The sequence below is a fragment of the Paenibacillus sp. MSJ-34 genome, assembly GCF_018918005.1.
In the GTDB taxonomy this organism is placed as follows: domain Bacteria; phylum Bacillota; class Bacilli; order Paenibacillales; family Paenibacillaceae; genus MSJ-34.
In genome coordinates, this window is record NZ_JAHLPR010000022.1 from 1 (window position 1) to 22,973 (window position 22,973).

14 protein-coding genes and 1 pseudogene are annotated in these 22,973 nt (G+C 54.8%); 7 read left to right on the top strand and 8 right to left on the bottom strand.

Annotated elements, in window-relative coordinates; translation table 11 throughout:
- Nucleotides 1-200: 200 nt before the first annotated feature.
- A complete protein-coding gene (locus tag KQI79_RS12455) occupies nt 201-1,871 on the top strand; it encodes a ribulokinase (protein ID WP_216538569.1) in 1,671 nt (556 codons plus the stop codon).
- A gap of 2 nt (nt 1,872-1,873) precedes the next feature.
- On the top strand, nt 1,874-2,998 hold the full coding sequence (locus KQI79_RS12460) for a sn-glycerol-1-phosphate dehydrogenase (protein WP_216538570.1): 1,125 nt from the start codon (nt 1,874-1,876) through the stop codon (nt 2,996-2,998).
- 41 nt (nt 2,999-3,039) lie between these two features.
- Here the strand turns inward: KQI79_RS12460 and KQI79_RS27590 are convergent.
- Nucleotides 3,040-3,165: pseudogene (locus KQI79_RS27590) on the bottom strand (transcriptional regulator); the annotation flags it as partial.
- A 918-nt stretch (nt 3,166-4,083) separates the two neighbouring features.
- Between KQI79_RS27590 and KQI79_RS12465 the strand changes: the two are divergent.
- Nucleotides 4,084-4,581, top strand: coding sequence for a metallophosphoesterase family protein (locus KQI79_RS12465; protein ID WP_216538571.1), 498 nt, complete (start codon nt 4,084-4,086; stop codon nt 4,579-4,581).
- A gap of 2 nt (nt 4,582-4,583) precedes the next feature.
- Here KQI79_RS12465 and KQI79_RS12470 read toward each other — a convergent pair whose 3' ends face one another.
- Nucleotides 4,584-7,334, bottom strand: a complete 2,751-nt coding sequence (locus KQI79_RS12470) for a DEAD/DEAH box helicase family protein (RefSeq protein ID WP_216538572.1) — start codon at nt 7,332-7,334, stop codon at nt 4,584-4,586.
- Nucleotides 7,335-7,486: 152 nt separating this feature from the next.
- Here KQI79_RS12470 and KQI79_RS12475 point away from each other — a divergent pair, with 152 nt between their 5' ends.
- From KQI79_RS12475 to clpP, 3 genes are read left to right on the top strand one after another with little or no spacing between them, the layout of a single operon-like run.
- Complete coding sequence (locus tag KQI79_RS12475; protein WP_216538573.1) at nt 7,487-8,089, top strand: winged helix-turn-helix domain-containing protein; 603 nt, start codon at nt 7,487-7,489, stop codon at nt 8,087-8,089.
- Nucleotides 8,086-8,355: a hypothetical protein gene (locus tag KQI79_RS12480; protein WP_216538574.1), complete on the top strand. Its 270-nt coding sequence runs from the start codon at nt 8,086-8,088 to the stop codon at nt 8,353-8,355. Before KQI79_RS12475 ends, KQI79_RS12480 begins: the two co-directional genes overlap by 4 nt.
- 27 nt (nt 8,356-8,382) lie before the next feature.
- Nucleotides 8,383-8,979, top strand: coding sequence for an ATP-dependent Clp endopeptidase proteolytic subunit ClpP (gene clpP / locus KQI79_RS12485; RefSeq protein ID WP_216538575.1), 597 nt, complete (start codon nt 8,383-8,385; stop codon nt 8,977-8,979).
- Nucleotides 8,980-9,118: 139 nt separating this feature from the next.
- Here clpP and namA read toward each other — a convergent pair whose 3' ends face one another.
- Complete coding sequence (gene namA / locus KQI79_RS12490; protein WP_216538576.1) at nt 9,119-10,138, bottom strand: NADPH dehydrogenase NamA; 1,020 nt, start codon at nt 10,136-10,138, stop codon at nt 9,119-9,121.
- 362 nt (nt 10,139-10,500) lie between these two features.
- Between namA and KQI79_RS12495 the strand changes: the two genes are divergently transcribed.
- On the top strand, nt 10,501-16,848 hold the full coding sequence (locus tag KQI79_RS12495) for a phosphodiester glycosidase family protein (RefSeq protein WP_216538577.1): 6,348 nt from the start codon (nt 10,501-10,503) through the stop codon (nt 16,846-16,848).
- Between the two features lie 281 nt (nt 16,849-17,129).
- On the opposite strand, the gene ilvD is transcribed toward KQI79_RS12495, so the two are convergent.
- The 5 genes from ilvD to KQI79_RS12520 form a co-directional block, all read right to left on the bottom strand.
- Nucleotides 17,130-18,830: a dihydroxy-acid dehydratase gene (ilvD, locus tag KQI79_RS12500; protein WP_216538578.1), complete on the bottom strand. Its 1,701-nt coding sequence runs from the start codon at nt 18,828-18,830 to the stop codon at nt 17,130-17,132.
- 4 nt (nt 18,831-18,834) lie between these two features.
- Complete coding sequence (locus KQI79_RS12505; protein ID WP_216538579.1) at nt 18,835-19,515, bottom strand: GntR family transcriptional regulator; 681 nt, start codon at nt 19,513-19,515, stop codon at nt 18,835-18,837.
- 415 nt (nt 19,516-19,930) lie between these two features.
- Nucleotides 19,931-20,311, bottom strand: a complete 381-nt coding sequence (locus KQI79_RS12510; protein ID WP_216538580.1) for a coiled-coil domain-containing protein — start codon at nt 20,309-20,311, stop codon at nt 19,931-19,933.
- 364 nt (nt 20,312-20,675) lie between these two features.
- Nucleotides 20,676-21,926 carry an anaerobic sulfatase maturase gene (locus tag KQI79_RS12515; RefSeq protein WP_216538581.1) on the bottom strand — a complete coding sequence of 417 codons (1,251 nt, stop codon included), beginning with the start codon at nt 21,924-21,926 and terminating at the stop codon, nt 20,676-20,678.
- A gap of 51 nt (nt 21,927-21,977) precedes the next feature.
- Nucleotides 21,978-22,949, bottom strand: a complete 972-nt coding sequence (locus tag KQI79_RS12520; protein WP_216538582.1) for a formylglycine-generating enzyme family protein — start codon at nt 22,947-22,949, stop codon at nt 21,978-21,980.
- Nucleotides 22,950-22,973 lie beyond the last annotated feature (24 nt).

A 22,973-nucleotide genomic window follows, 5' to 3' on the forward strand; every position in this document is an offset into this window, starting at 1 on the left:
TTCATGAAAATCACCCAATTCATTAGAAATAAAAAAAGCCTTCTCGGCGATTATTGGGGTGATTTTGAAAAGTCAAGAGGAATGTTTGTTCGCACCCCATGTTTGGGGGTGAAACAATAGAAGACCCTAGCTAGGAAGCTAGAGTCTGCAACGGAATGTGAATTCCGAGAAGCTTAAAAATGTCATTGGAGGGGAAAGACATGGACAAGAAATATGCGATCGGAATTGACTATGGCACTCAGTCGGGCCGCGCGGTATTAGTGGATTTGGCGGACGGGCGCGAAGTAGCCGACCACGTGACGCCGTATCCGCATCATGTGATCGACGAACGGTTGCCGAATTCGGGCGTCAAATTGGAACATGATTGGGCGCTGCAGCATCCGCTGGATTATGTGGAGGTGCTGCGCCAGTCCGTCCCGGCCGTCATACGGCAATCCGGCGTAAGCCCGGACGATGTGATCGGCATCGGCATCGATTTCACGGCTTGTACGATGCTCCCGGTAGATGAAGCGGGAGAACCGTTATGTCTTCTTCCGGAATACGCCGATCGGCCGCATAGTTGGGTGAAGCTGTGGAAACATCATGCCGCCCAGCCGGAAGCGGACAAGATCAACCGGATCGCCGCGGAGCGCGGCGAAGCGTTTTTGCCGCGATACGGCGGCAAAATATCGTCCGAATGGATGATTGCCAAAATTTGGCAAATTCTCGACGAAGCCCCGGACATTTACGAACGGACCGATCTATTCCTCGAAGCTACGGATTGGGTTATCTCCCAATTGACCGGCAATATTGTCCGCAACAGTTGTACGGCGGGCTATAAAGCGATTTGGCACAAGCGGGAAGGTTACCCGAGCAAGGAATATTTCAAAGCGCTCGATCCTCGGTTGGAGCATTTGGTCGAAACGAAGCTGCGCGGCGACGTCATTCCGCTCGGAACGAATGCCGGAGGGCTGACGGAGCGAATGGCGGACATGATGGGATTGAAACCGGGCATTGCGGTTGCCGTCGGCAATGTGGACGCCCATGCCGCGGTACCGGCCGTCGGCGTCGTGACGCCGGGCAAACTCGTTATGGCGATGGGAACGTCGATCTGCCACATGCTGCTTGGCACCGAAGAGAAGCAGGTTGAGGGCATGTGCGGCGTCGTCGAGGACGGAATCGTTCCCGGCCTGTACGGATACGAGGCGGGCCAATCGGCCGTAGGCGATATTTTCGAATGGTATGTGGAGGAGGCGCTGCCGGCTTATGTCAAGGAAGCCGCCGAACGCGAAGGATTGAACGTCCATCAATGGCTGGAGAGGGAAGCGGCGGCGTATAAGCCCGGACAAACCGGTTTGCTGGCGCTCGATTGGTGGAACGGCAACCGTTCCGTCTTGGTCGATACCGATTTAACGGGACTCATTCTCGGCATGACGCTGCTAACAAAGCCGCAGGAAATTTATCGGGCGCTGCTGGAAGCGACCGCCTTCGGCACGCGGAAAATCGTCGATGCGTTTCACTCGAACGGGGTGAGCGTGGATTCACTGTACGCATGCGGAGGACTCCCGCAAAAAAACAGGCTTCTCATGCAAATCTATGCCGACGTAACGAACCGCGAAATATTCGTGGCCGATTCGAAACAAACGCCCGCGCTCGGGGCGGCGATGTTCGCGGCGGTGGCGGCCGGAGCGGATGCCGGCGGTTACGACACGATTCTGGACGCTGCGGCCAAGATGGCGCGGGTGAAGGAAGAAACGTTCAAACCGATTCCGGAGAACGTGGAAGTATACGAGCGGTTGTATCAAGAGTACAACGCGCTGCATGATTATTTCGGCCGCGGAGCGAACGATGTGATGAAACGGTTGAAACAAATCAAGACATCGGTGGAATAGCCATGAATACGATCGAACAACATCCGTTCGAACGTCTTGTGCTGGCGCCGGGGGCGACGAAGGAAATAGTCTCTTATTTCCACGAACGAGGCATCGCGCGTACGGTGCTCGTCGGCGACCGCAATACTTACGAAGCGGCGGGAGAAGCGATCGAGCGTACGCTCCGGGAGGCAGGGGCGCAGGTCGGGCTGTGCCTCGTCACGCCGGGCGACGCGGGCGATGTCGTCGCCGACGAGGCTTCGATCGTCCAGTTGCTGCTCGAAATCGAGCCGGGGAGGACCGATATGCTCATTGCCGCAGGAGCCGGGACGATTCACGACATCGTTCGCTTCGCCGGCTTTACGACCGGTACGCCGTTCGTTTCCGTGCCGACGGCTCCTTCCGTGGACGGCTTCACGTCCGCGGGAGCGCCATTGATCGTTCGCGGCGTGAAGAAGACGGTGCAGGCAACCGCGCCTGTCGCCATCTTCGCCGATACCGATATTCTCGCCAAAGCGCCGCAGCCGCTCATTGCGGCCGGATTCGGCGATATGATCGGCAAGTATACGTCCCTGTTCGATTGGAAGTTCTCGCATTTGGCGGCGGGCGAACCTTACGACGAATCGGTCGCGTCGATGACCGAACGGGCTTTGGCGTCTTGCGTGGAGCATGTTCGCGAAATCGGCGAACGCACGGAGCGCGGCATACGCGTTCTGATGGCGGCCTTGATCGAATCGGGCATCGCCATGCTGCGGTTCGGCCGGTCGCATCCGGCTTCCGGCGCGGAGCATCATCTATCCCATTACTGGGAAATGGAATACTTGCGCCGCGGCAATAGAGCTTTGCTGCATGGCGCCAAAGTCGGCGCGGCTTGCGCCGAAATTTCGCGCATGTACCACGAGGCGGCGGAGCGAGGCATTTATCCGGGGCGGCAACCCGAGGAACTGCGGCGGTACGGCGGCCAAATCAGGGAGTGGCTCGCCGCCGTGCCGAGGGAATCGCAAATCCGCGAGCTGTTAAGTCAGGCCGGCGGACCGACCGATCGGGCAGAGCTCGGGATCGACGACGAATTGTTTGCCCGAAGTTTGCGGGAAGCGCATCGGCTTCGCGACCGTTATACGCTGCTGCGGGCATTGAACGAGGCTTGATTCATAGGCCTTTGATCCGGGGGCGGCAACCTGCCGCCGGATCAGACGTTCCCGTCGCGGACGTCGTACAGGACGCGAGCCGGTAGATCCTGGCTGTAATTGCCGAAATGCTTGCCGTAAATCGTAAGTCCGCGCTTATTCGCCGGCTTGTCGGTAACGGCGATGAAGATCGAAATAATGGGCTTACAGTCCGTTTCATAACGGCTCGAAGGTTCTGTCGATCCGAGGCATCTTCTTCTCCCCCCTTTTGTCGAAATCCCCTTCGCTCAGCAGAATGAAATGGTGTGTCCGACATAACAACTCCAATTTCATAAAGGCAATTAGGATGCGATATACGCCTGAGGCGTAATGGTATCGAACAATACCGGCAGTTCCCGCGGACAAGTTCATTTATTCGGAACTTCACGCATCGATCCGGTCGCATTTTAACTTACAGAACCCGGCTTTCTGAACTTCTGAATGAGGGGGATTTTCACAAAGGGCCGAAAAAACGCTTGATCTGCACGAAAGGTATGAAGAAGCTAATGCAGTGCTAATGAGGTCAAGCCGGGTCATTGGATTTTATCCAATGGTTTACCCGTATTGAACCGGGACTTGGCCTTTTCATTGGAAATGATCCAATGAAATCTTCGAAATAGCGCTAAAACATGAAGAATGAGGGGGATCCGCTGGACAATTTCCAATGGAAGGCCGCTTGGAACGATAAATGGGCATTTTCTGTTGGATATTTTCCAATGGGAGGCGGGGAGACGGGGGGCATTTTCTGTTGTTTAGTTCCAAAAGTCGATAATTTGTCATTTTGCGAACCGGAATTCCCCGCCGCCGAGAGGAAAAGTGCCCTAATTCGCATGCTGTCGCGGCCGGATCGAACCGCGATTCCCCCCGCCGAGAGGAAGAACCGCCTCTTCGCGGGCGGTTACGGCGAGTTTCGGAACCCCTTCCCCAAACGCGGTCGCTTGTCCGCGAGGCATTCGGGCGAAGTTCATAGATTATGCGGCAAACTTGGTATACGAAAAACGTCCGTATCCTTATAATATAATATAGTTTAAGCGACGGAATTTACCATGCATCGAAGGAGTGAGGATATGCTGATCGGAGTTGTGTCGGATACCCATATGCCGCATAAGGCTAAGGCTTTGCCGAAAGCGCTGATCGAAGGCTTGACCGGTACCGAGCTTATTATCCACGCGGGGGACTGGACATCGCCCGATGTGATTGCGATGCTCGAACGGTTCGCCCCGGTGGAATCGGTGGCGGGCAATAATGACGGAACGGACATTGTCCGCCGCTTCGGGCGCAAAAGAATCGTCGAAGCGGGAGGAAAACGGATCGGCATCGTGCACGGAGACGGTTACGGGCGGTCGACGCCGGATAATGCGTTTCAGGCCTTCGCGGGACAACATGTCGATGCGATCGTCTTCGGCCATTCGCATGTCCCGTACAAGGACGTCAGGGACGGGATTCTCATGTTCAATCCCGGATCGCCGACGGACAAAAGATTTCAGCAGAAGTATTCGTTCGGCTTATTGCGCGTCGGCGCCCGCATCGAAGCGAAACATATCTATTTCGCCCGTAAAGACTGACTTTATCTCCATACGCTGATCCGTTCCGATTTTTTGACAAAAGCGGATGACATCGATTTGGCCCGGGCTTGCAGCAATCGTTGCCTTCCTTCCGTGTTCCGGGTAAAGATCAGTTCCGCTTTCCCGACGATCCGCTTCCAGGCTTCGCAGAAATATTGAGCGCTGTCTTTCGCCCGCCCGATGTGCTGCGGAACGGCATGGTAATCGGTTCTTGCAACGGGACCCCATTTGGACTGCCGCACCAGCAAATATCTCGGATTGTCGATCTGCCCGACCGCCTCTTGGACAGCGTCCAGAAACAGCGTCTTCTCGTACGTTGTCCCTCCGTCCATCCAACAAGTGACGAAGCCGTTCGCATCGCGGTCCGCATGGATCCGCAAATGTTTCGATGCGGTTCTGATGAGGTTCATATGCTGCAATGTGTCGCAAACCGCAAGCCCGACTTGCTTCATGCTGGATTCGATCGTGCCGTGCTTGATCAAGAGCCGCACCGCTTTTACCGTTTTCGGCAAGGCGGCGATCATTCCCAGAATCAGCGCATACACGGCAAACGTTAGGAGCGCTTGATAAGGAAGACGATGATGCGCGTCGATGCTATTGAGCAGCGATAGAGCGACGGAACTTCCGAGAGACAAACCTTGCAGCAATAACATGCGAATCGTATTTTGCAAGATGAACGGCCTTGGCAAAACTTCCGGATCCGTCCGGAACGCTTCGGTCATCCGTTTCGGCTTGTCCCCGAGCGCTTCGTTCCATTGATGCCGCAATTGCTGCCGATTTCCGGCGAGCCGGAACGTTCTTTCATTCATGCGTTCGATCGTGTCCGCATCGTACGGAGGAGCATCCAATTCCAGACGCCCGATTCCGCTCTCAATGCGATATCCTTCATAGGAGACGCCGACAAAGGATTGAAATCGGCGCGTCAAGGTGTCCATATCGTAGCCGCGTTCGCTCTGCGTCGGATCGTGACAAACCAAATGCCATATATTCGACGTTTTATCTTCATTTCCGGGTTGAACCCGGATTGCCCTCCCCCGCATTTGATTTGACAGCATGAAGGTGCCGACATAGGAAGCGAGAATCAGCGCGTTTATGCATGGGGCGTCCCAGCCTTCGCCTAGCAGGGCCGTCGTCCCGATGAGAACGTGAATCTCCCCCTGTGTAAACAGATCCGTAATGATGCGCACCAATTGCTGATGTTGCTTGCCCTTCATTTGAAAGGATACGTACCGTTCGTCATGCGGAAGCGGCGTGCAGCGAATACGCTCTTGTTCCAGTTCCGGCGTACTAGCTTCCAAAGCGGGGACAGCATCCGCCGGGATGATGGCGATCGATCCGGTCAGCACTCCGAGTTTCAGACGCGGCTCCTTATCGTCTCTGCGCAATTTCTCAAAAATAGGTATGACGCCCAGCCGGTGAAGCGGCTTCTCATCCTCTCTGCTCTTCGGCAAATCGGGCAACCGGATATAATCGGTCAGAACGACCAGCCGCAAACGGTCTTGCAGGACGCCCGCCTCGAAACGGAAGATATCGGAGACGCTCTGCAGTTTGGATACGCTGCTTACGAGAATCCGGTTAATTTGGCTTGACGTCCGCAAGTATACTTTCCTGCGTTCAACCGCCCCGATTTGCTGAAGCCATTGTTTTAGTTCATGCAAAATATCGTCCCGGTTTTTCGTATATTCGTCTTGAAAAAGACAGCCGGTCAACAATTCCTCCAACCATTCCAACGTCAAATCGGGAACCGAATGTTGATCCGTGCCTAATATAGGAATAAGTCGCTCCCATCTCCGGCTGTCCGTCTGCTTCAAAAATATAAGCAAACTCGAGAAGTACCCCGGATTCGACAATATCGCTTCGAGATGTTCGTTCGGCTGTGCAATCCAAGGATGGCTGTCGATCATGCGGACGAACGCTTCGTCTTCCAGCAAGCGGTTGCGAACAAGCCCGACGTTCGTTCGAAACGTATGGATGATGTTGCGTTCCTTCGCCGTAGGTGCCGAAAAATAAATATAGTCCTGATGAGGGCATAAATCCCGTTCCTTCACCAGTTCGGGAACGCTGATTTCCAGATCGATCGGCCCGCACAGCTCGATGTACCTGTCCCACTCCGCAGGGGCGGCGTCATAGGGAGGGGTAGCGGTAAGTGCGACAACGTTGGGCCGGTCTAACCCGTTGCGAAATTCCACCGCGCTCTTCCACCACTCCGACCGAAGATGATGCGCTTCGTCGAGCACGATCGTTTGAAACCCGATGTCCCGAATCGCCGCTTCGATCCGGGCTTTTGCCGTCACATCGATCTCATCGGCTGCCGGAATATCGCTAGCCGCATCCGAGCGGGATTCCTCATCCGCAACTTCAGCAGTTGCCGCATCCTCTTCGATTTGCGCTCCGGCTTCGTAACCGACCGAATTCGAAACAAGGCTGTGAAGCGCCTGATACGTAGTTACCGTCAGAAAACGCGGGTTTTTCAAATCCGTCGATATCCAATCGGGGACGTCCGTCCGGTTTAAAAACAAAGCGACGAACCGGTCGACCCATTGTTCTTTGATCGTCAAGGTGGGAGCCAAAATAAGCGTCGGCTCGTTCAGGCGCAGGATGACTTCCAGTCCCAGCACCGTTTTGCCCGAACCGGGCGGAGCGACAAGATGGAGATGCCGGTTGCGGAGATGATGATCCAACTCGTCGAGAGCTCTTTGCTGATACGTTCTCCATTCGTAAATGAATTGCGCGTCTTGGGGAAACGACTTCATGCCGGATTCCTCTCCTTTCAGGCAGCTTAGGTTTGTTCGGCGCTTCATTAAGTATAAAACGGTTCGTTTGCGAGGAAAAGTACGATTTGACAAAACGGTAATAACGTAATAAAATAACTTTACGTAAAATATTATTTTTATGTGAGGAAAATATGGAGCATCAAATACTGGAATCGTATGTCGTTGAGTCGCATGAGCAAGGAATGGCCTTGATGAATCCCTTCCGCGCGGACATGTTGACTTATTTAAGGGAACCGTCGTCCGCTTCCGAAGTCGCCAGAGCGATGAACGAGCAGGCGCAGCGCGTCAATTACCATTTGAAGGCGCTTGAGAAAGTCGGTTTGGTCCGGCGCGTCGGCACGCGCAATGTGCGCAATTTGGTGGAAGTGCTGTATCAGGCGCTTGCCCGCACGTTTATTTTGGCGGATCAGCTCGGATGGAACGCGGATACGGTGCAGAAAATGAAAGATCAGAGCTCGCTTGCGCATTTGGTCGCTGCTTCCACCCGATTGAAACAGGATGCGCTGCGGCTGATGGAAGTTTCCGACGAAGGAGAAGAGGTGCCCTCGGCCTCGCTGCAATTGCAAATTCATCTCACGGATGAGAAGCAGCGCGAAGCCTTCGTCCGGGAGTATGTAGAGACGATGAAGAAGTTGGCCGAGAAATACCAGGGATCCGGGGAAGGGGTTGCGTATCAAGTGTTGGCAGCCGTTTATCCGGAGCCGGATACGGACAAAGGAGGATCCGAAACGTGAAAAACGATGAAACGGAAAAGACGAATGCAGCCGAACAAAATGAGCCGACCATTGTTTGGGAAACTGCGAATGGGAGGGAGGAGCGGGACCGATCCGAATCCGGCCATGTCATCCCGTTTCCCGTCCAAACAAGCGAATCGTCGTTTGTTCGTTTGCACATACCGCTGGAAGAGGGAAGAAAGCCGCTCGTCATCACGCGCGTCTCTTCGGGATTCGGCAACGTGCAGGCGACGTATCGCTCGTCGGCGCCGAGATGCGCCGCTTAAGTCTGATTTGGGAAAGGGGATCATTGCATGAATTTCACTCCTATTGTTGTTGAACAAACGTCGCGCGGGGAACGTTCCTACGATATTTATTCCCGCTTGCTTCGCGACCGCATTATCTTTTTGGGCAGCGCAATCGACGATCAAGTAGCGAATTCGATCATTGCCCAATTGCTGTTTCTCTCGGCCGACGATCCGGAGAAAGATATCTCGTTATATATCAACTCGCCGGGGGGCAGCGTCACGTCCGGATTGGCCATTTACGACACGATGCGGCATATCAAGCCCGACGTGTCCACGATTTGCGTCGGCATGGCCGCTTCTGCGGCGGCGGTATTGCTTACGGCCGGCCATCCCGGCAAACGGCTGGCCTTGCCGAATTCGGAGATCATGATTCATCAGCCATGGGTTTCCGGCGGAATCAAAGGCCAAGCAAGCGATATCGAGATTCACGCCAAGCAAATTCTTAAATTGCGGACGACGACGAACCGCATTATCGCGGAAACGAGCGGCCAGCCCCTCGATAAGGTCGAGCGCGATACGGACCGCGACCATTTCTTGACCGCCGCCGAAGCGAAGGAATACGGCTTGGTCGATAAAGTGGTGGATGGCATCGGCATGAAATGACTTCGCGCCTCCCTCCGCCCCCCTTCTTCCGGGAGGGGAGGGCCTGTCTCGGACCATTCGATCTGATGCGGCTGCGGATCGTAAGCGAATAACTAATAAATAGAACCGCTGGAGCGAGAACTCCAGCGGTTTCTTGTTCCTACATGTTCCAGCCGCGCCCGTATTGAGGCGGGGCCGGAATCGTTGCTCCCAATTCTTTGGCCGCGGTGCGAGGCCAGTACGGATCGCGCAGGAGCGCCCTGGCGATAAAGATGAGATCGGCCTGTCCTCCCCGTATGATTTCTTCCGCTTGCGTTCCGGTTGTAATAAGCCCTACCGCGCCGGTCATCAGTTCCGCTTCCCGTTTAATCCGTTCCGCAAACGGAACTTGGTACCCCGGGAACGCATCGATATGGGCGGGAACGACGGCGCCGCTGCTGCAATCGATCAGATCGATTCCTTGCGATTTCAGCGTACGCGCGTAGCCGACATAATCGTCGACGGTCAATCCTTCGGGATGGTAGTCGCTTGCGGAAATGCGGACGAACAGCGGACCGGACCAAACCTCTTTCACCGCCTCGACAATCTCGCTCAAGAAGCGGTATCTTCCCTCCGGCGTACCGCCGTATTCGTCGCTGCGCCGATTCGTGAGCGGCGACAAAAACTCGTTGATCAAATATCCGTGCGCCGCATGAATTTCAATCACGTCGAAACCGGCTTGTTTGGCGCGGCTTGCCCCTTGCTTGAAAGCTTCGATCGTTTCGCGGATTTGCCCCTGCGTCATCTCCTCCGGGGTTTTGTATCGCTCGTTGAACGGGAGCGCCGACGGTGCGACGATCGGTCCTTCCAATTCCGCTTTTCTTCCGGCATGGGCGAGCTGAATGCCGATCGCCGCCCCCGCTTCGTGCGCCAGATCGACAAGCTCCTTCAATCCCGCGATATGTTCGTCGCTCCAAATGCCTAGATCGCGGTCGGATATTCTTCCTTGGGGAGTAACGGCGGTCGCTTCTACTACGATGAGTCCTACTTGGCCGACAGCCCGGCTCGTATAATGCGTTTTATGGAAATTCGTCACTTTGCCGTCTCGGGCGTCGCAGGAATACATGCACATCGGCGACATGACGATTCGATTTTTCAAGGCGAGTCCTTTCACGGTTATTGGCGAAAAAAGTTGGCTCATGCCATCATCCCTCATTTCTGCGTATTTGTAGTCGTTATTGTCGTTACTATCGTTTGCAATTCTATTGTAACGCTATCCAACGGCGGGAGCAAAAATATGAAACATATGAGTCAAGTACTAGAATATTTTGTGAAATTTTGTTTCGTACACATCGAAAATGAGACTTCCTTCCTTATTTTGCCCCTTAACAGAGATTTTACTCTGATGAGGTCATCGTTTAACAATCCTATATCATACTTATTTTATTGATAGCTAGGCTTCATAGGTTGAGATGAAGGGAGGAGTGCTCCGGAACTTCGCATATGTCGCTCAGGAGAATGGAATGGCGTTAGACAAATGAAGCATGGAGGTAACGATCTAACATGAACAAGCGGCGAAAAAACACGGGTATCATTCTTGTCGTTCTATTGTTGCTGTCTCTCATGCAGCCTATCCCGAATGCGGCTGCGCAAGAGATGCCGGAAACGTCATTCGGACAAGTGCTCGATATGCGGACAGGGGAATTGGCGCCGGATGCGGATTATTATTGGTACAATATGAAACTGGATCGAGGCTTGCAAAAAGTCCATTTCGTGGAGTTCGATCCCGCCAATCCGAACCTGGAATTGCAGGCCGGGAGATCGAACGGCAAAGTATACGGGTTCCAGGGCGTGACGAAAATGGCGGATGATGCCGACCGGGCGGGAAATCGGGTCATTGCCGGAATTAACGCCGATTTCTACGATTTGTCCAACGGCGTTCCGTACGGGCTTTTCGTCGATGACGGCATTATTTTGAACAGTCCCGTCAACGGCAGATACGCATTCGGCATGTTGGAGGACGGCACGACCGTATACGGTTCGAGTCCCGAGCTTATCAAAACGGTCTCGATCGGAGGCGCGGCGGAGACGATTACGCATATTAACCGGCCGAGAGGCGCGGAAGAACTTGTGCTTTATACCGCCGATTTCTTCGCTTCCACGAAGACGAGCGATCAAGGGGACGAAGCGATTTTGAACGTCTTGGAAGGGCAGGTCAAGAGCGGACAAACGCTGAAGTTGCAAGTGTCCGCAATTCGAAACGGCAAAGGCGACGCTCCGCTTGCGGAAGGAACCGTTGTCTTATCCGCATCCGGGAAATACAAACAGCTGTTGGCAGGCCTACGGGTCGGGGATATAGCAACCGTAACGATTGCGTTGCCTGAACCGTGGGATCAAGCCAAAACGGTGGTAGGCGGTTCCGGCTTGCTTATTAAGGACGGCGTGGTGCACAACGGGATCGGGCCGGAAGGCGTTCATCCCCGGACCGCCATCGGCACGAAAGCAGACGGATCGGTCGTCTTGTTCGAAATCGACGGCCGTTCGCCCGGTTTCAGCGAAGGCGTAGAGACGCTGGAGTTGGCCAACATTTTGAAGGACCTCGGCGTCGTGAACGCCATGAACTTGGATGGGGGCGGCTCGTCGACGTTCGTCGCAAGGCTTCCCGGGGAAACGTTCCGCAACATGATGAATAGAGGCTCGGACGGCGGAGAGAGACGGACGGCGAACGGGCTTTTGCTCGTCAATAAGGGACCGGAAGGAGCCGCCGACAAATTGGTGGTTCAACCGAATTTCGAGAGAGTGCTGGAGGGCTCGTCCTTTTCTTTCGGAGCGGCCGCGGTCGATGCGAGCGGCCATCCCGCAACCTTTGAGGGCGTCCGGCTATGGAGCGCGGATACGGCGATAGGCACGGTCGATCAAGCCGGAACCTTTACGGCTGGCGCCGCCGCGGGAACGGGGACGATCGAAGTTCGAGCGGGAACTTTGACGGGCAAAGGCGAGGTGGAAGTCGTCGATCGCTTGACGGAATTGAAATTTCCCGATGCGGAGAAAACGTTCGAATCCGGGGCCGAGGTCGTACTTCAAGTGTCCGCTTTGCGCGACGGCCAAGTCATCCAGGCGGACAACAGCCGATTGGAATGGCGGGTCGAAGGCGAGATCGGCACGATCGACGGCGACGGACGCTTCCTCGCCACGAACGAAAACGAAAAAAGCGGCAAAATTTACGTAAAGTACAAGGATGTTGAAACGTCTATGGACGTCAAAGTGGGGTTGCCTCCGGTCGTTTTGGAGGATTTCGAAAGCGGATTGGATCGCTATATCGCCTCCGGGGCCCGCTACAATAAAGTGGAAGCGACGCTTGAAAGGGATGAAGACATCGTCCGCTTCGGCGGTCACTCGCTAAAACTCGAATACGACTTTATCGGAACCCAAGGCACATCGGGAGCGTATTTGCAGACGTTAACGGGGACTTATGTCGATATACCCGGGTATCCCGAGAAGATCGGCATGTGGGTGTACGGAGACGGGAAACGCCACTGGCTCCGCGGCCAAATGAGGGACGGGAAAGGGAATGCGGTCCCGATCGATTTCACCGACCAGACCGTCGGCGTGGATTGGATCGGGTGGAAATACGTAGAGGCGGAGGTGCCCCCGGGAAAACCGCTTCCGTTGAAATTCGACCAGATGATCCGATATATGGAAACCGATAACGGCAAGAAGGATGCCGGCGTTATCTATGTCGACCAAATACGGGCCCTTTACGGCGCGACCGACGACGATACGGATCCGCCGCTGATTCGAGATATCGGTCCTGCCGATAAAAGCACGCTAACGACAAACATGCCGACGATCAGGGCTTATGCGGAAGATGACGGATACGATCCTTCCCTTCATCCGGGAACGACATTGATCGATCCGGACAAGATCCGGCTGTACGTTGACGGCGTACGGGTCGATCATGCGCTGTATCCGCCCGAAGGGAGAATTTCTTATACGCCGAACGAACCGCTTGCGGACGGCGTTCATCGGGTGAAGCTGGCCGTTAGGGATCTCGCCGGCAATCAAACGATTCGCGAATGGATATTCAATGTCGATACGGGATCGCCCAAATTCGTATACGACAGTCCGGCGGAGGTCTATGCAGGGAACACGTACGAATTGAACGTAGGGGCGGAGAAAGCGGCGGAACTTCGCGGCGGGCATGTCGAATTCGGCTTCGATCCGTCCAAGGTGGAAGGTTTGAACGTCGTACGGGGCGCCAAACTGACGGAGGAGCAGCTTCAACCGGCCGTAGACGAAGAATCGGGGACGGTTCGATTGAATTTGCAGCAGTTGAACTCCGCGCAGTTAACGGACAATGATTTGCTCGGGCAAATCCGGTTCACGGTCAAACATGACGCTTCCGGCACAAATGTGATCGACTACAAATCCGGTTTGATCGTATTGAACGGGGGGCCGGATGAAGGCAAGGAATACATCGGCATGCCGGTGGAAGCGGCGGTGAAACATCATCTGTCGCTCCAATGGGATGAAACGGGCGCGGCGCAAGGGTTTACGACCCGATTCCGCGTGACGGACGAAAGCGGCTCGCCCGTAGCGGGCGCCAAGCTGCTGGCGGACGGCGCAGAAGTCGGCGACGGCAGCGGCGTGTTGTTAACCGATCAAGAGGGTGCGCTCGCGACGGACGCCCTGACGCGGGACGTCAAGCAATACCGGCTTCAGGCGACCAAGGACCTGCGGTTCAGTCCGGTTGTGACGTTCAAAGTGTCCCCGCTCGCCGGATCCGAGCTTCCGCGCAACGTAACCGTCAATATGGGTGCGGATCCCGCCGCTTCGCGCGCCTTTACATGGCAAACCAATCCGCTCGCCGAGCGAACGGTAGTGGAATTTGCGACGGCAGCGGAGTTTACCGATTTCCGGCAGCCGAATGTCATGAGAACAGACGGCGAAAGTTATTTGTATCTCACTGAGGACACCGGCTTGATGAGAGTTCATAAGGCGGTCCTTGCGGATTTGGAGCCGGGCACCCGTTATGTGTATCGGGTGGGCGACGGCGACGGCAATGTAAGCGGGCAAGGCAGCTTCGCAACCGCCGAAGCGTCGGGCGACGGCACGAAGTTTCTCTTTTTCGGCGATTCCCAGGCGGGCGATCAGAAGGGATTCGAGCTATGGGGCAATATTTTGCATAAAGCGATCGCCGATCATCCGGATGCCGAGTTTATCATGCATGCGGGCGATATGGTTGATAAGGGATACTTGGAAAAGGAATGGAATATGTGGTTCGACGAAGCGCAAGACGCATTCATGAATACGACGCTCGTCGGGATTATCGGAAACCATGAAGTGATGGGAACGAGAGCGAACAGCGATTTTCTCGCGCATTTCAATCAGCCCGGCAACGGTTTGGCAGGCTTGGAAGGCACCAACTTCTCCTTCGATTACAAAGACGTGCATTTCGTTGTTCTGAATAGCGAATACGAATACGAGCGCCAGGCCGAATGGCTGCGGGACGACTTGGCCAAGACGGAAAAACCGTGGAAGATCGTCGCTTTCCATCGGGGGCCGTACGGCAGCCAATACGACACGGAAGTGGTGAGAAGCAACTGGGTGCCCGTTCTGGAAGAGTTCGGCGTCGATCTGGTGTTGAACGGGCATGACCATATTTACTTGCGCACGACGATGAAGGACGGCGAGAAAAAAATGCTGGGAGAAGGAACGACCTACGTCGTCGCCGGCTCGACAGGCCCGAAATTTTACGGTCTGACACAGCGGCCTTGGAATCAAATCGTCGACGACGAACACACGCAAATCTATACGTCGATCGAGACGAAGGGCAATACGTTAACTTTTGAAGCGAGAACGATTGACGGACGGGAAGTGGATCGTTTTACGCTCACGAAGGAGATGGGAGAACCCGATCCGATCGCTGGAATATCGTTGCTGGGCCGGACGATGCTGAAGCCTGGGGGAACCGACCAGGTTGCCGTTGAAGCGCTGCATGCCTCCGGGAAGCGCAGTCCGATTGCGGAAGGAGTTATGTTCGCCAGCAGCAACCCGCAAATCGCCGACATCGACGGCAACGGGAAGGTTCGGGCGTTTGAAGTCGGCGAAACGGTCATATCCGCGACATATTCCGGATTTACGGACAGTTATATGCTGCGAGTGTCGCTTGATGAGCCTTCGCTTGTCGATATTTCATTGACGGGTCCGGCTATGCTGCAAGTCGGCGAAACGAGCCAAACCGTTACGAAGGCGGTATATAGCGACGGCTCGCAAGAAGTATTGACGGAAGGCGTTGCCTTTGCCAGCAGCAACGAGCAGGTTGCTACGGTGGATGCCGCGGGAACGATTACGGCGCATCAGGAAGGAACGACCGTCATTACAGCGACGTATGCCGCGATAACGACAGGATATGAATTGACCGTCATTCCGCGGATCGCTCCGGAACCGCAGCTTGTAGCATTGGAAATTCACGGACTGGAATCAAAGATGACAGTCGGCCTTGCGAAGCGGGCGGAAGCGCTGGGGCGTTACAGCGACGAGAGCGTCAAACCGTTGAAGGACGGGGTCGCATTCGCCAGCAGCCTTCCTCAAGTAGCCTCCGTGAATGAAGACGGGCTCGTCAAGGCGCTTCGTCAAGGTTCTACCGTCATTACGGCTACCTACGAACAATGGTCGGCGAGCTTTTCGCTTACCGTGGAAGGAGCGACGACATCTCCTCCACCGTCCGGAGGTGAGTCCGGAGCGTCGGGCAGAACGAAGCCGGAGCGGGCGCCGAAACCGGAAACGCGGACAGGCCGAATGGAATTAACGGCTGAGCAAATCAAGAAATTGGCCGGGCCGGACGGAGTCGTCATTGAAACGGATCAAGCGCTGCATGAGCTTGTTTTGCCGGGGAATGCGGCGACATTGACCTCGAATGCGCGGTTTACGATCGTATCGAAATGGATGGAGCTTGCCATTCCGGGCGAGGTGATCCGCGCGCTGGAACAGCTGGTGTCCGAGGAGGAGAGGGGGGCCGCCAAAATGATTCTCAAATCGGTTCCGTTAAGCGCCCCCGAAGCGGAGAAGCTGTTGGCGACTGCGGAACGGCGTTCGGGCGCGCGCTTGCAAGCCGCGACACCGTTATTCAAGTTCAGCTTCGCCATAAAAACCAAGGACGGGCATGAGCGCGCGCTGAGCGAATTTGCAAAACCGGTCTCGCTGAAACTACGGACACAATCGGAAGTCAACCGTAAATTGGCGGGCATGTATGGCATCGCCAGCAAGGGAGCGCTGCAATATGCCGGCGGAACTTGGGCGGGCGGAGCGTGGACCGCATCGATCGATCGCGTCGGCATCTACTCCGTGCTCGAATACAACAAGACGTTCTCCGATATGGCGTCCGAACACTGGGCAGCGGATGCGATCCGGGAACTGGCGGCCAAACATATCGTTAACGGGGAGTCCGGCGACCGCTTCTTGCCGAACCGGCATGTTACGCGCGCGGAATTCGCCGCATTGCTCGTAAGGCTGCTCGGCTTGCAAGGAGAAGGCAATGCGGTATTCAGCGACGTGCCGGCGGATCGCTGGTACGCGAACGAGGTGGCTCTTGCCGCGAAAGCCGGATTGATCGTCGGTGTCGGCGGAACGTCCTTCGCGCCGGATGCCGAAATCAAGCGGCAGGAAATGGCGGCGATGATCGTGCGCGCGTATGAATACGCGCTTGGAAAGAAGGCGGACGCAACGGCGCCGCTGCCGTTCGCCGATACGCGTTCCGCTCCGGAATGGGCGCGGAACGCTGTTCGAACGGCTTATGCCCTCGGGCTCGTTCACGGCCGTTCGAGCGTTGAATTTCAGCCCGAAGGCTATGCGACAAGGGCGGAGAGCGCCAAAATGATGCATAATCTGCTTTCCCTCATGGAGAAATGATTCATGCATGGAGAGAACCTGACCCATTGCGTCAGGTTCTCTTTATTGCGATTCGACGATGTGTGCGGGCGTATAATGCACAATATACAACTATAAGCCCTTTTTGCCCCGTCGTTTGCGTCTATGCTGTAAATTTTACAACGTTATTGGGGAAAATGAGCGGATTTGGCCTGCGATTTTGCGATGTTGTTGTATATTCTGCAACATAACGTCCCAACCATACGATTCAACCCTGTATTATGTTGTAAAACGTACAACTTTGTGCAAACCGGCGCTCACGCCTAGAATGACGGGTGTTCGAGATCCGTAACCGCGCCTTTGGAGGCGGACGACACGAGCCGGACATATTTGCCCAATACGCCCGTCGTAAACTTATACGGCGGCCGCACCCAATGTTTCGCTCGCATCTCCAATTCTTCCCGGCTCACGTCGAACGAAATTTCTTGCGTCTCGCTGTCGATCGTAATCGTATCGCCTTCCTGCAGCAAGGCGATCGGACCGCCTACTTGGGCTTCCGGCGCGACATGACCGACGACGAAGCCGTGGGAACCGCCGGAGAATCTGCCGTCCGTGAGGAGCGCCACTTTCCCGCCGAGCCCTTTGCCGACCAACATGGCCGTCACCGACAGCATTTCAGGCATGCCCGGTCCGCCTTTCGGTCCGGCGTAACGGATAACCAGCACGTCGCCTTCGCGTATATCATCGTTCATGATCGCCTCCGTCGCTTCCCGTTCGCTATCGTAGACGCGCGCGGGACCGGTGAAACGTTGAATCTTCAAGCCCGACATTTTGGCCACCGCGCCTTCCGGGGCCAGATTTCCCCGCAGAACGACCAACGGGCCTGTCGGTTTCAACGGATTGTCGAACGGCCGGATAATCCGCTGGCCTTCCTTCAATGGAGCGGCCTCCGCCAAATTTTCGGCTAACGTTTTGCCGGTAACGGTCAAGCAGTCTCCATGCAGCATGCCTTGCTCAAGCAGCAGCTTCATCACGCCCGGCACGCCGCCGATATCGTTCAAATCCTGCATGACGTATTTGCCGCTCGGCTTCAGATCGGCCAAATGCGGCACATTGCGCCGAATCCGCTCGAAATCGTCCAACGTCAAATCGACTTGAACCGAGTGGGCGATCGCGATCAAATGCAGCAGCGCGTTCGTCGATCCGCCGAGCGCCATCACTACCGTAATAGCGTTCTCGAACGCTTTTTTGGTCATAATGTCTTTCGGCGCAATATTGTTCCGCAGAAGCTCCATCACGGCTCGGCCCGCTCGTCCGCATTCTTCCGCTTTGCCCGGGGAAATCGCGGGCGTGGAGGAGGAGCCGGGCAAACTCATGCCGAGCGCTTCGGCCGCGGCCGCCATCGTGTTCGCCGTGTACATACCGCCGCAAGCTCCCGCGCCCGGGCAGGCATGGCATTCCACTTGATGGAGTTCGCGTTCGTCGATCGCGCCTTCGTGGAATTGGCCCACCGCTTCGAATGCGGATACGATATCGATATCTTTGCCGTTCAATTTGCCGGGTTGGATCGTACCCCCGTATACGTATACGGCGGGAAGATTCAACCGGCCGATCGCCATAAGGCAGGCGGGCGTATTTTTGTCGCAGCCGCCGATGGCGACGAGACCGTCGAAGCGCTCCGCGCCGGCGACCGTTTCGATGGAGTCGGCTATGACCTCTCTGCTCGGCAGCGAGAAGAACATGCCGTCATGGCCCATCGCGATGCCGTCCGATACGGTGATCGCGTTAAAAATGAGCGGCGCTCCGCCGGAAGCTCGAACGCCGAGCTTGGCTTCTCTGGCCAACTGGTCGATATGGATATTGCAGGGCGTCACTTCGCTCCATGTACTGGCCACCCCGATCATCGGTTTTTGGAAATCTTCATCTTGAAACCCGACAGCCCGCAGCATGGCACGGTTCGGGACGCGGTTAACGCCCTCGCTGATCGCACGGCTGCGAATTCGTAAATCTTCTTGCTTGGACATGGTATCACCCTTCTTCCTTAGAAATGAATTGTTGGAGTTCCGTCATCGGCCGCCATATATTTTGCTTCATGATATCGGCCGCGGACTTCCCGTCCCCCTTCTCCAATGCCGCAACGAGCGCTTCATGCTCCAGTACCGAAGCATTGGCGCTGGGGAAGGGCCGTTTCAAAAATACATACTTATAACGGCGAATATGAATTTGGAGCGACGCGCTGAACGATGAAATATAAGGATTATCCGCCGCGTCAATAATCATGCCGTGAAACTGTTCGTCGAGTTCCATCGCCTGATATGGCTGTCCCGTTTCGATCGCCTGCGCGAACTCTGCGTTAAGTCGCTTTAACATTTCGATCTGCTCCGGCAGAATGAGCGGGGCGGCAAGTTCGGCGGCTAACGCGTGCAGGGCGGAGAGGGTGGAATACATTTTCAGGATGTCTTCCTTTTCAATCGTTGTCACTCTCGTATCTCTGCCGGGTTGCATCTGAACCAATCCTTGCACTTCAAGCAATTGCAACGCTTCTCTGACCGGCGTCCGGCTGACTCCCAAAGCTTCGGCCAACTCGGCGTCGTTCAATTTCTCGCCAGGTTGGAGCGTTCCGTCGATGATCCATCGTTGAATTTGCGATAAAGCCCGGTCTTTGGCAGAGATTCGGACCGGCGTCGAATAATTGGCGGGGATAGGCATGTCTTCTGTCTCCTTCTTTAATATTAATATGTAATATATCGCATACGAATATGAAATGCAATATTAAAAAAACTGCTAGCTATCCTTATTTTGAATCGATGAGTTGGTGTTCAATAATCTCGAATTTATTTCGATGCTTGTGCGGTGGGAATTAAGGTGCTTAAGCGGGGCGAATGTCATGCAGGGGAGATTGTTGTGCCCAATGCGGGAGGTCGGGGAAGCGGAACCGGTCGTCGACCGGAGCCGTCCAAGCCCGGAGGACAACGGAAAGTCGCGCATGAGGAAGTCGTCCTGACAACATAAACTCCCCCTTATCAGTCGAAAGATGCATAATAAGGGGGAGTTTCATTCCATGTAAAGAGTATTCATTTATCATATATATCAATAATCCGTACAGGTGCTTTTTTTTTCAATGTTAGACGGGTTTTCTGCGAAGGGTTCGGATCGATACTTCATGTTCGCCCAGAATTTCATGGATCGATTTTTGATCTTCGATGATGGTTTCAAGCTTCGAGGTTGCTTCAGAACGAAATTCGATAAGGTTGGCGGTTTGTTCGAAGATAGCGTTAATTGTGACTTCTTGGCGGTCGACTTTGGTCTCCAACCGGTCAAGCCGTTCATTGGTTTTGCGTTGTTCGGCTTTAACCTCCTCAAGTTCGGCTTTGATTCCCTTAATGTCTTCCTTGACGCCACCAAGTTCGGCTTTGATTCCCTTAATGTCTTCCTTGACACCACCAAGTTCAGTTTTGATTCCACCGAGTTCCTCCAAAATTTGATTTAAAATTTGGTCGCTCATGCTGCTTGTCCTCCTCTCTAAAGTCATCGTACTTTTCACCATTATACTATATTGGATCGTTTTATAGCGAATATAAAATGGAGAGATCGAGGCGAATTCGATCGAATTATCGTATCCTATGTCGACAAGCGGCCAGTTAAACTCGTAACGGACCGTAGAGCCCTTATTTCCGCAAAACGGGCTGTTTTATCGCATACTCCGGACACAGATGCGCTTATTTCATGCAATATCCCCGATTTTCGCCTCATTTTTACCAAATAAGATCATCTGAGTCCGCTGGCACTACCAAAAGGCTGCTGTTATGCCGAATAAGGTCACTGGAGTCCGCTCAAATCTACGGGATGAGAGGGAACGGCACAACATCTCACGAGATTAAGCCGCAGCACTGTTTGAACTTTTTCCCGCTGCCGCACAGGCATAAGTCGTTTCTGCCCGGCAGGCGCCGGCCGGACGACTTGTAGCTTGCAAGCCACCGCTTCTTGACGGCTTCGGCGAGCGTCGTCATTCGCTCATGCGCGTAAGCGTAGATCTGCCGATAGCTCTCGCAGAAATAATCCGCATCGTAGCTATCGTTTGCGGCGTTCCAATTGCGGTTGCGGGGACAGCCGCCAAAGCACATGTTCAACCAAGGGCAGCTTGCGCATCGTTTCGGCAGCGCCGGCTTCATAGCCCGAAACCGTTCGTACACAGGGTTGGAGAACAAGGACTCCAACGAATCGATACCGACATTTCCCAATTTGTAATCGTCGTTGATATAGAAATCGCAAGGATAAGCGTCTCCGTTGCGCTCCAATACGAACGTGCTTGCACATTCGGGGCGATGGATGCATAATTCCGCTTCGCGGTGCAGGTAGACGCTTAACATATTATCAAAGAAACGCACCGAAAGTTCCGGCATCCCGTCGTTATACCATATATCGAACGCTTCGCATAAAAAACGGCCGTACTGCTCGGGAGTGATTAAATATTTGCCCTCCGCTTCCGTTTGCTGCGAACGAAAGTCCATGCATGGAATGAATTGGACGAATCCGAAACCTTCCTGCCGATAAAACTCCATCAGTTGTTTCGCTTTTCCCACATTATCTTCATGAATGACCGTTAAAATATTGAAATCGACTGCCGCATCGCGCAAATATTCGATGCCGCGCATTACGAGCCGATAGCTGCCTTTGCCCGACCCGGTGGTCCGCCTAGCGTCGTGGATTGGTTGAGGCCCGTCCAGACTTACGCCGATCAAAAAGTTGTACGCCTTAAAAAAACGAGCCCATTCCGCATCGATTAATGTGGCATTCGTCTGCAACGAATTGCCGATTCTCGTATGGGGAGGGGCGTACTTGGCCTGCAGAGCGACCGCTTCGCGAAAAAAATCAAGCCCGGCGAGCAGCGGTTCGCCGCCTTGCCAGGCAAACGACGCGGTCCCGTTCGATAGCGCCATATACTCCCGGATCAATTTGTCGAGGATGCGCGGATCGATTCTATTGATTTGCGGTCCCGGTTTTCCTTGGCATGTGCTGTAATAGCAATAATCGCACGCCAAATTGCAATCTTCCGAAACCGTTTTCCACATCATCCCGAAGGTTTCGGGCCGACTCGAGGATAGACATGCTGCTGCCATAGCGAAAACCTCTCCTTCTCTGACATAATCACGCTATTGATACTTGTCCGGTTATTCCGCATCGGCGGCGCAGCGGAATCCCATGTTTCCGGTGGAACTGTCCGGAGTGTTGGAACTGCGGGCCGCGACCCGATAACGATTGCAGTACGACTTATGGCATAAATACGAACCGCCCCGCATCACCCTGGCTTGTCCGTTCGGCGGGCCTTGAGGATCGACGCGCGGCCCGTCGATATGAAAGGTCGGGCTGAACCAATCCGCGCACCATTCCCATACGTTGCCGACGACATTAAACAATCCGTATCCGTTCGGTTGATAGGACATGACCGGCGCCGTTCCGATATACCCGTCGCTTGCGTTGTTTTTGAGGGGAAATTTCCCTTGCCAAATGTTGCAGCGGTGTTCGCCGTCCGGTTTGAGCAGATCTCCCCAAGGATAACGCTTTTGCACGAGACCGCCTCTGGCGGCGTATTCCCATTCCGCTTCCGTCGGCAAACGCTTGCCCGACCACTTGCAGTAAGCCGCCGCGTCGTTCCACGACACATGCACGACCGGATGGTCCATACGATCCGTTATGCCGGATGCCGGTCCCTCCGGATGCTTCCAGCTGGCGCCGTCGATTTTTTTCCACCAAGGGACTTGCGGTACCGAAACGGCATCGCGAGCCGTCGCTTCGTCAAGGAAAAGATGGAACACGTAAGACCAGCCGAATCGTTCCGCCTCGGTCACGTATCCCGTTTCGTTGACAAATTGCTCGAACCGTTCGTTGCTGACCGCACACGGGTCAATGTAAAAAGGTTTCAACGTAATTTTGCGTATAGGCCCTTCTCCGTCCTGCGGAAATCCTTCCCGGTCGTCGGTTCCCATCCAAAATTCGCCCCCGTCCAAATAGATCATTCCTTCGCGGGATGAGGCGCCGGGCTTAGCGGCGACGTTTAATTCGGATAACGGAGCCGGAGCCGCCTGTTCTCCTGCGGAAGTTCTGCGGGCTGCGCAGCACGGCTTCAATTGCGGGTTCGTCATATGTTGTTCCTCCGTTCGACTTGA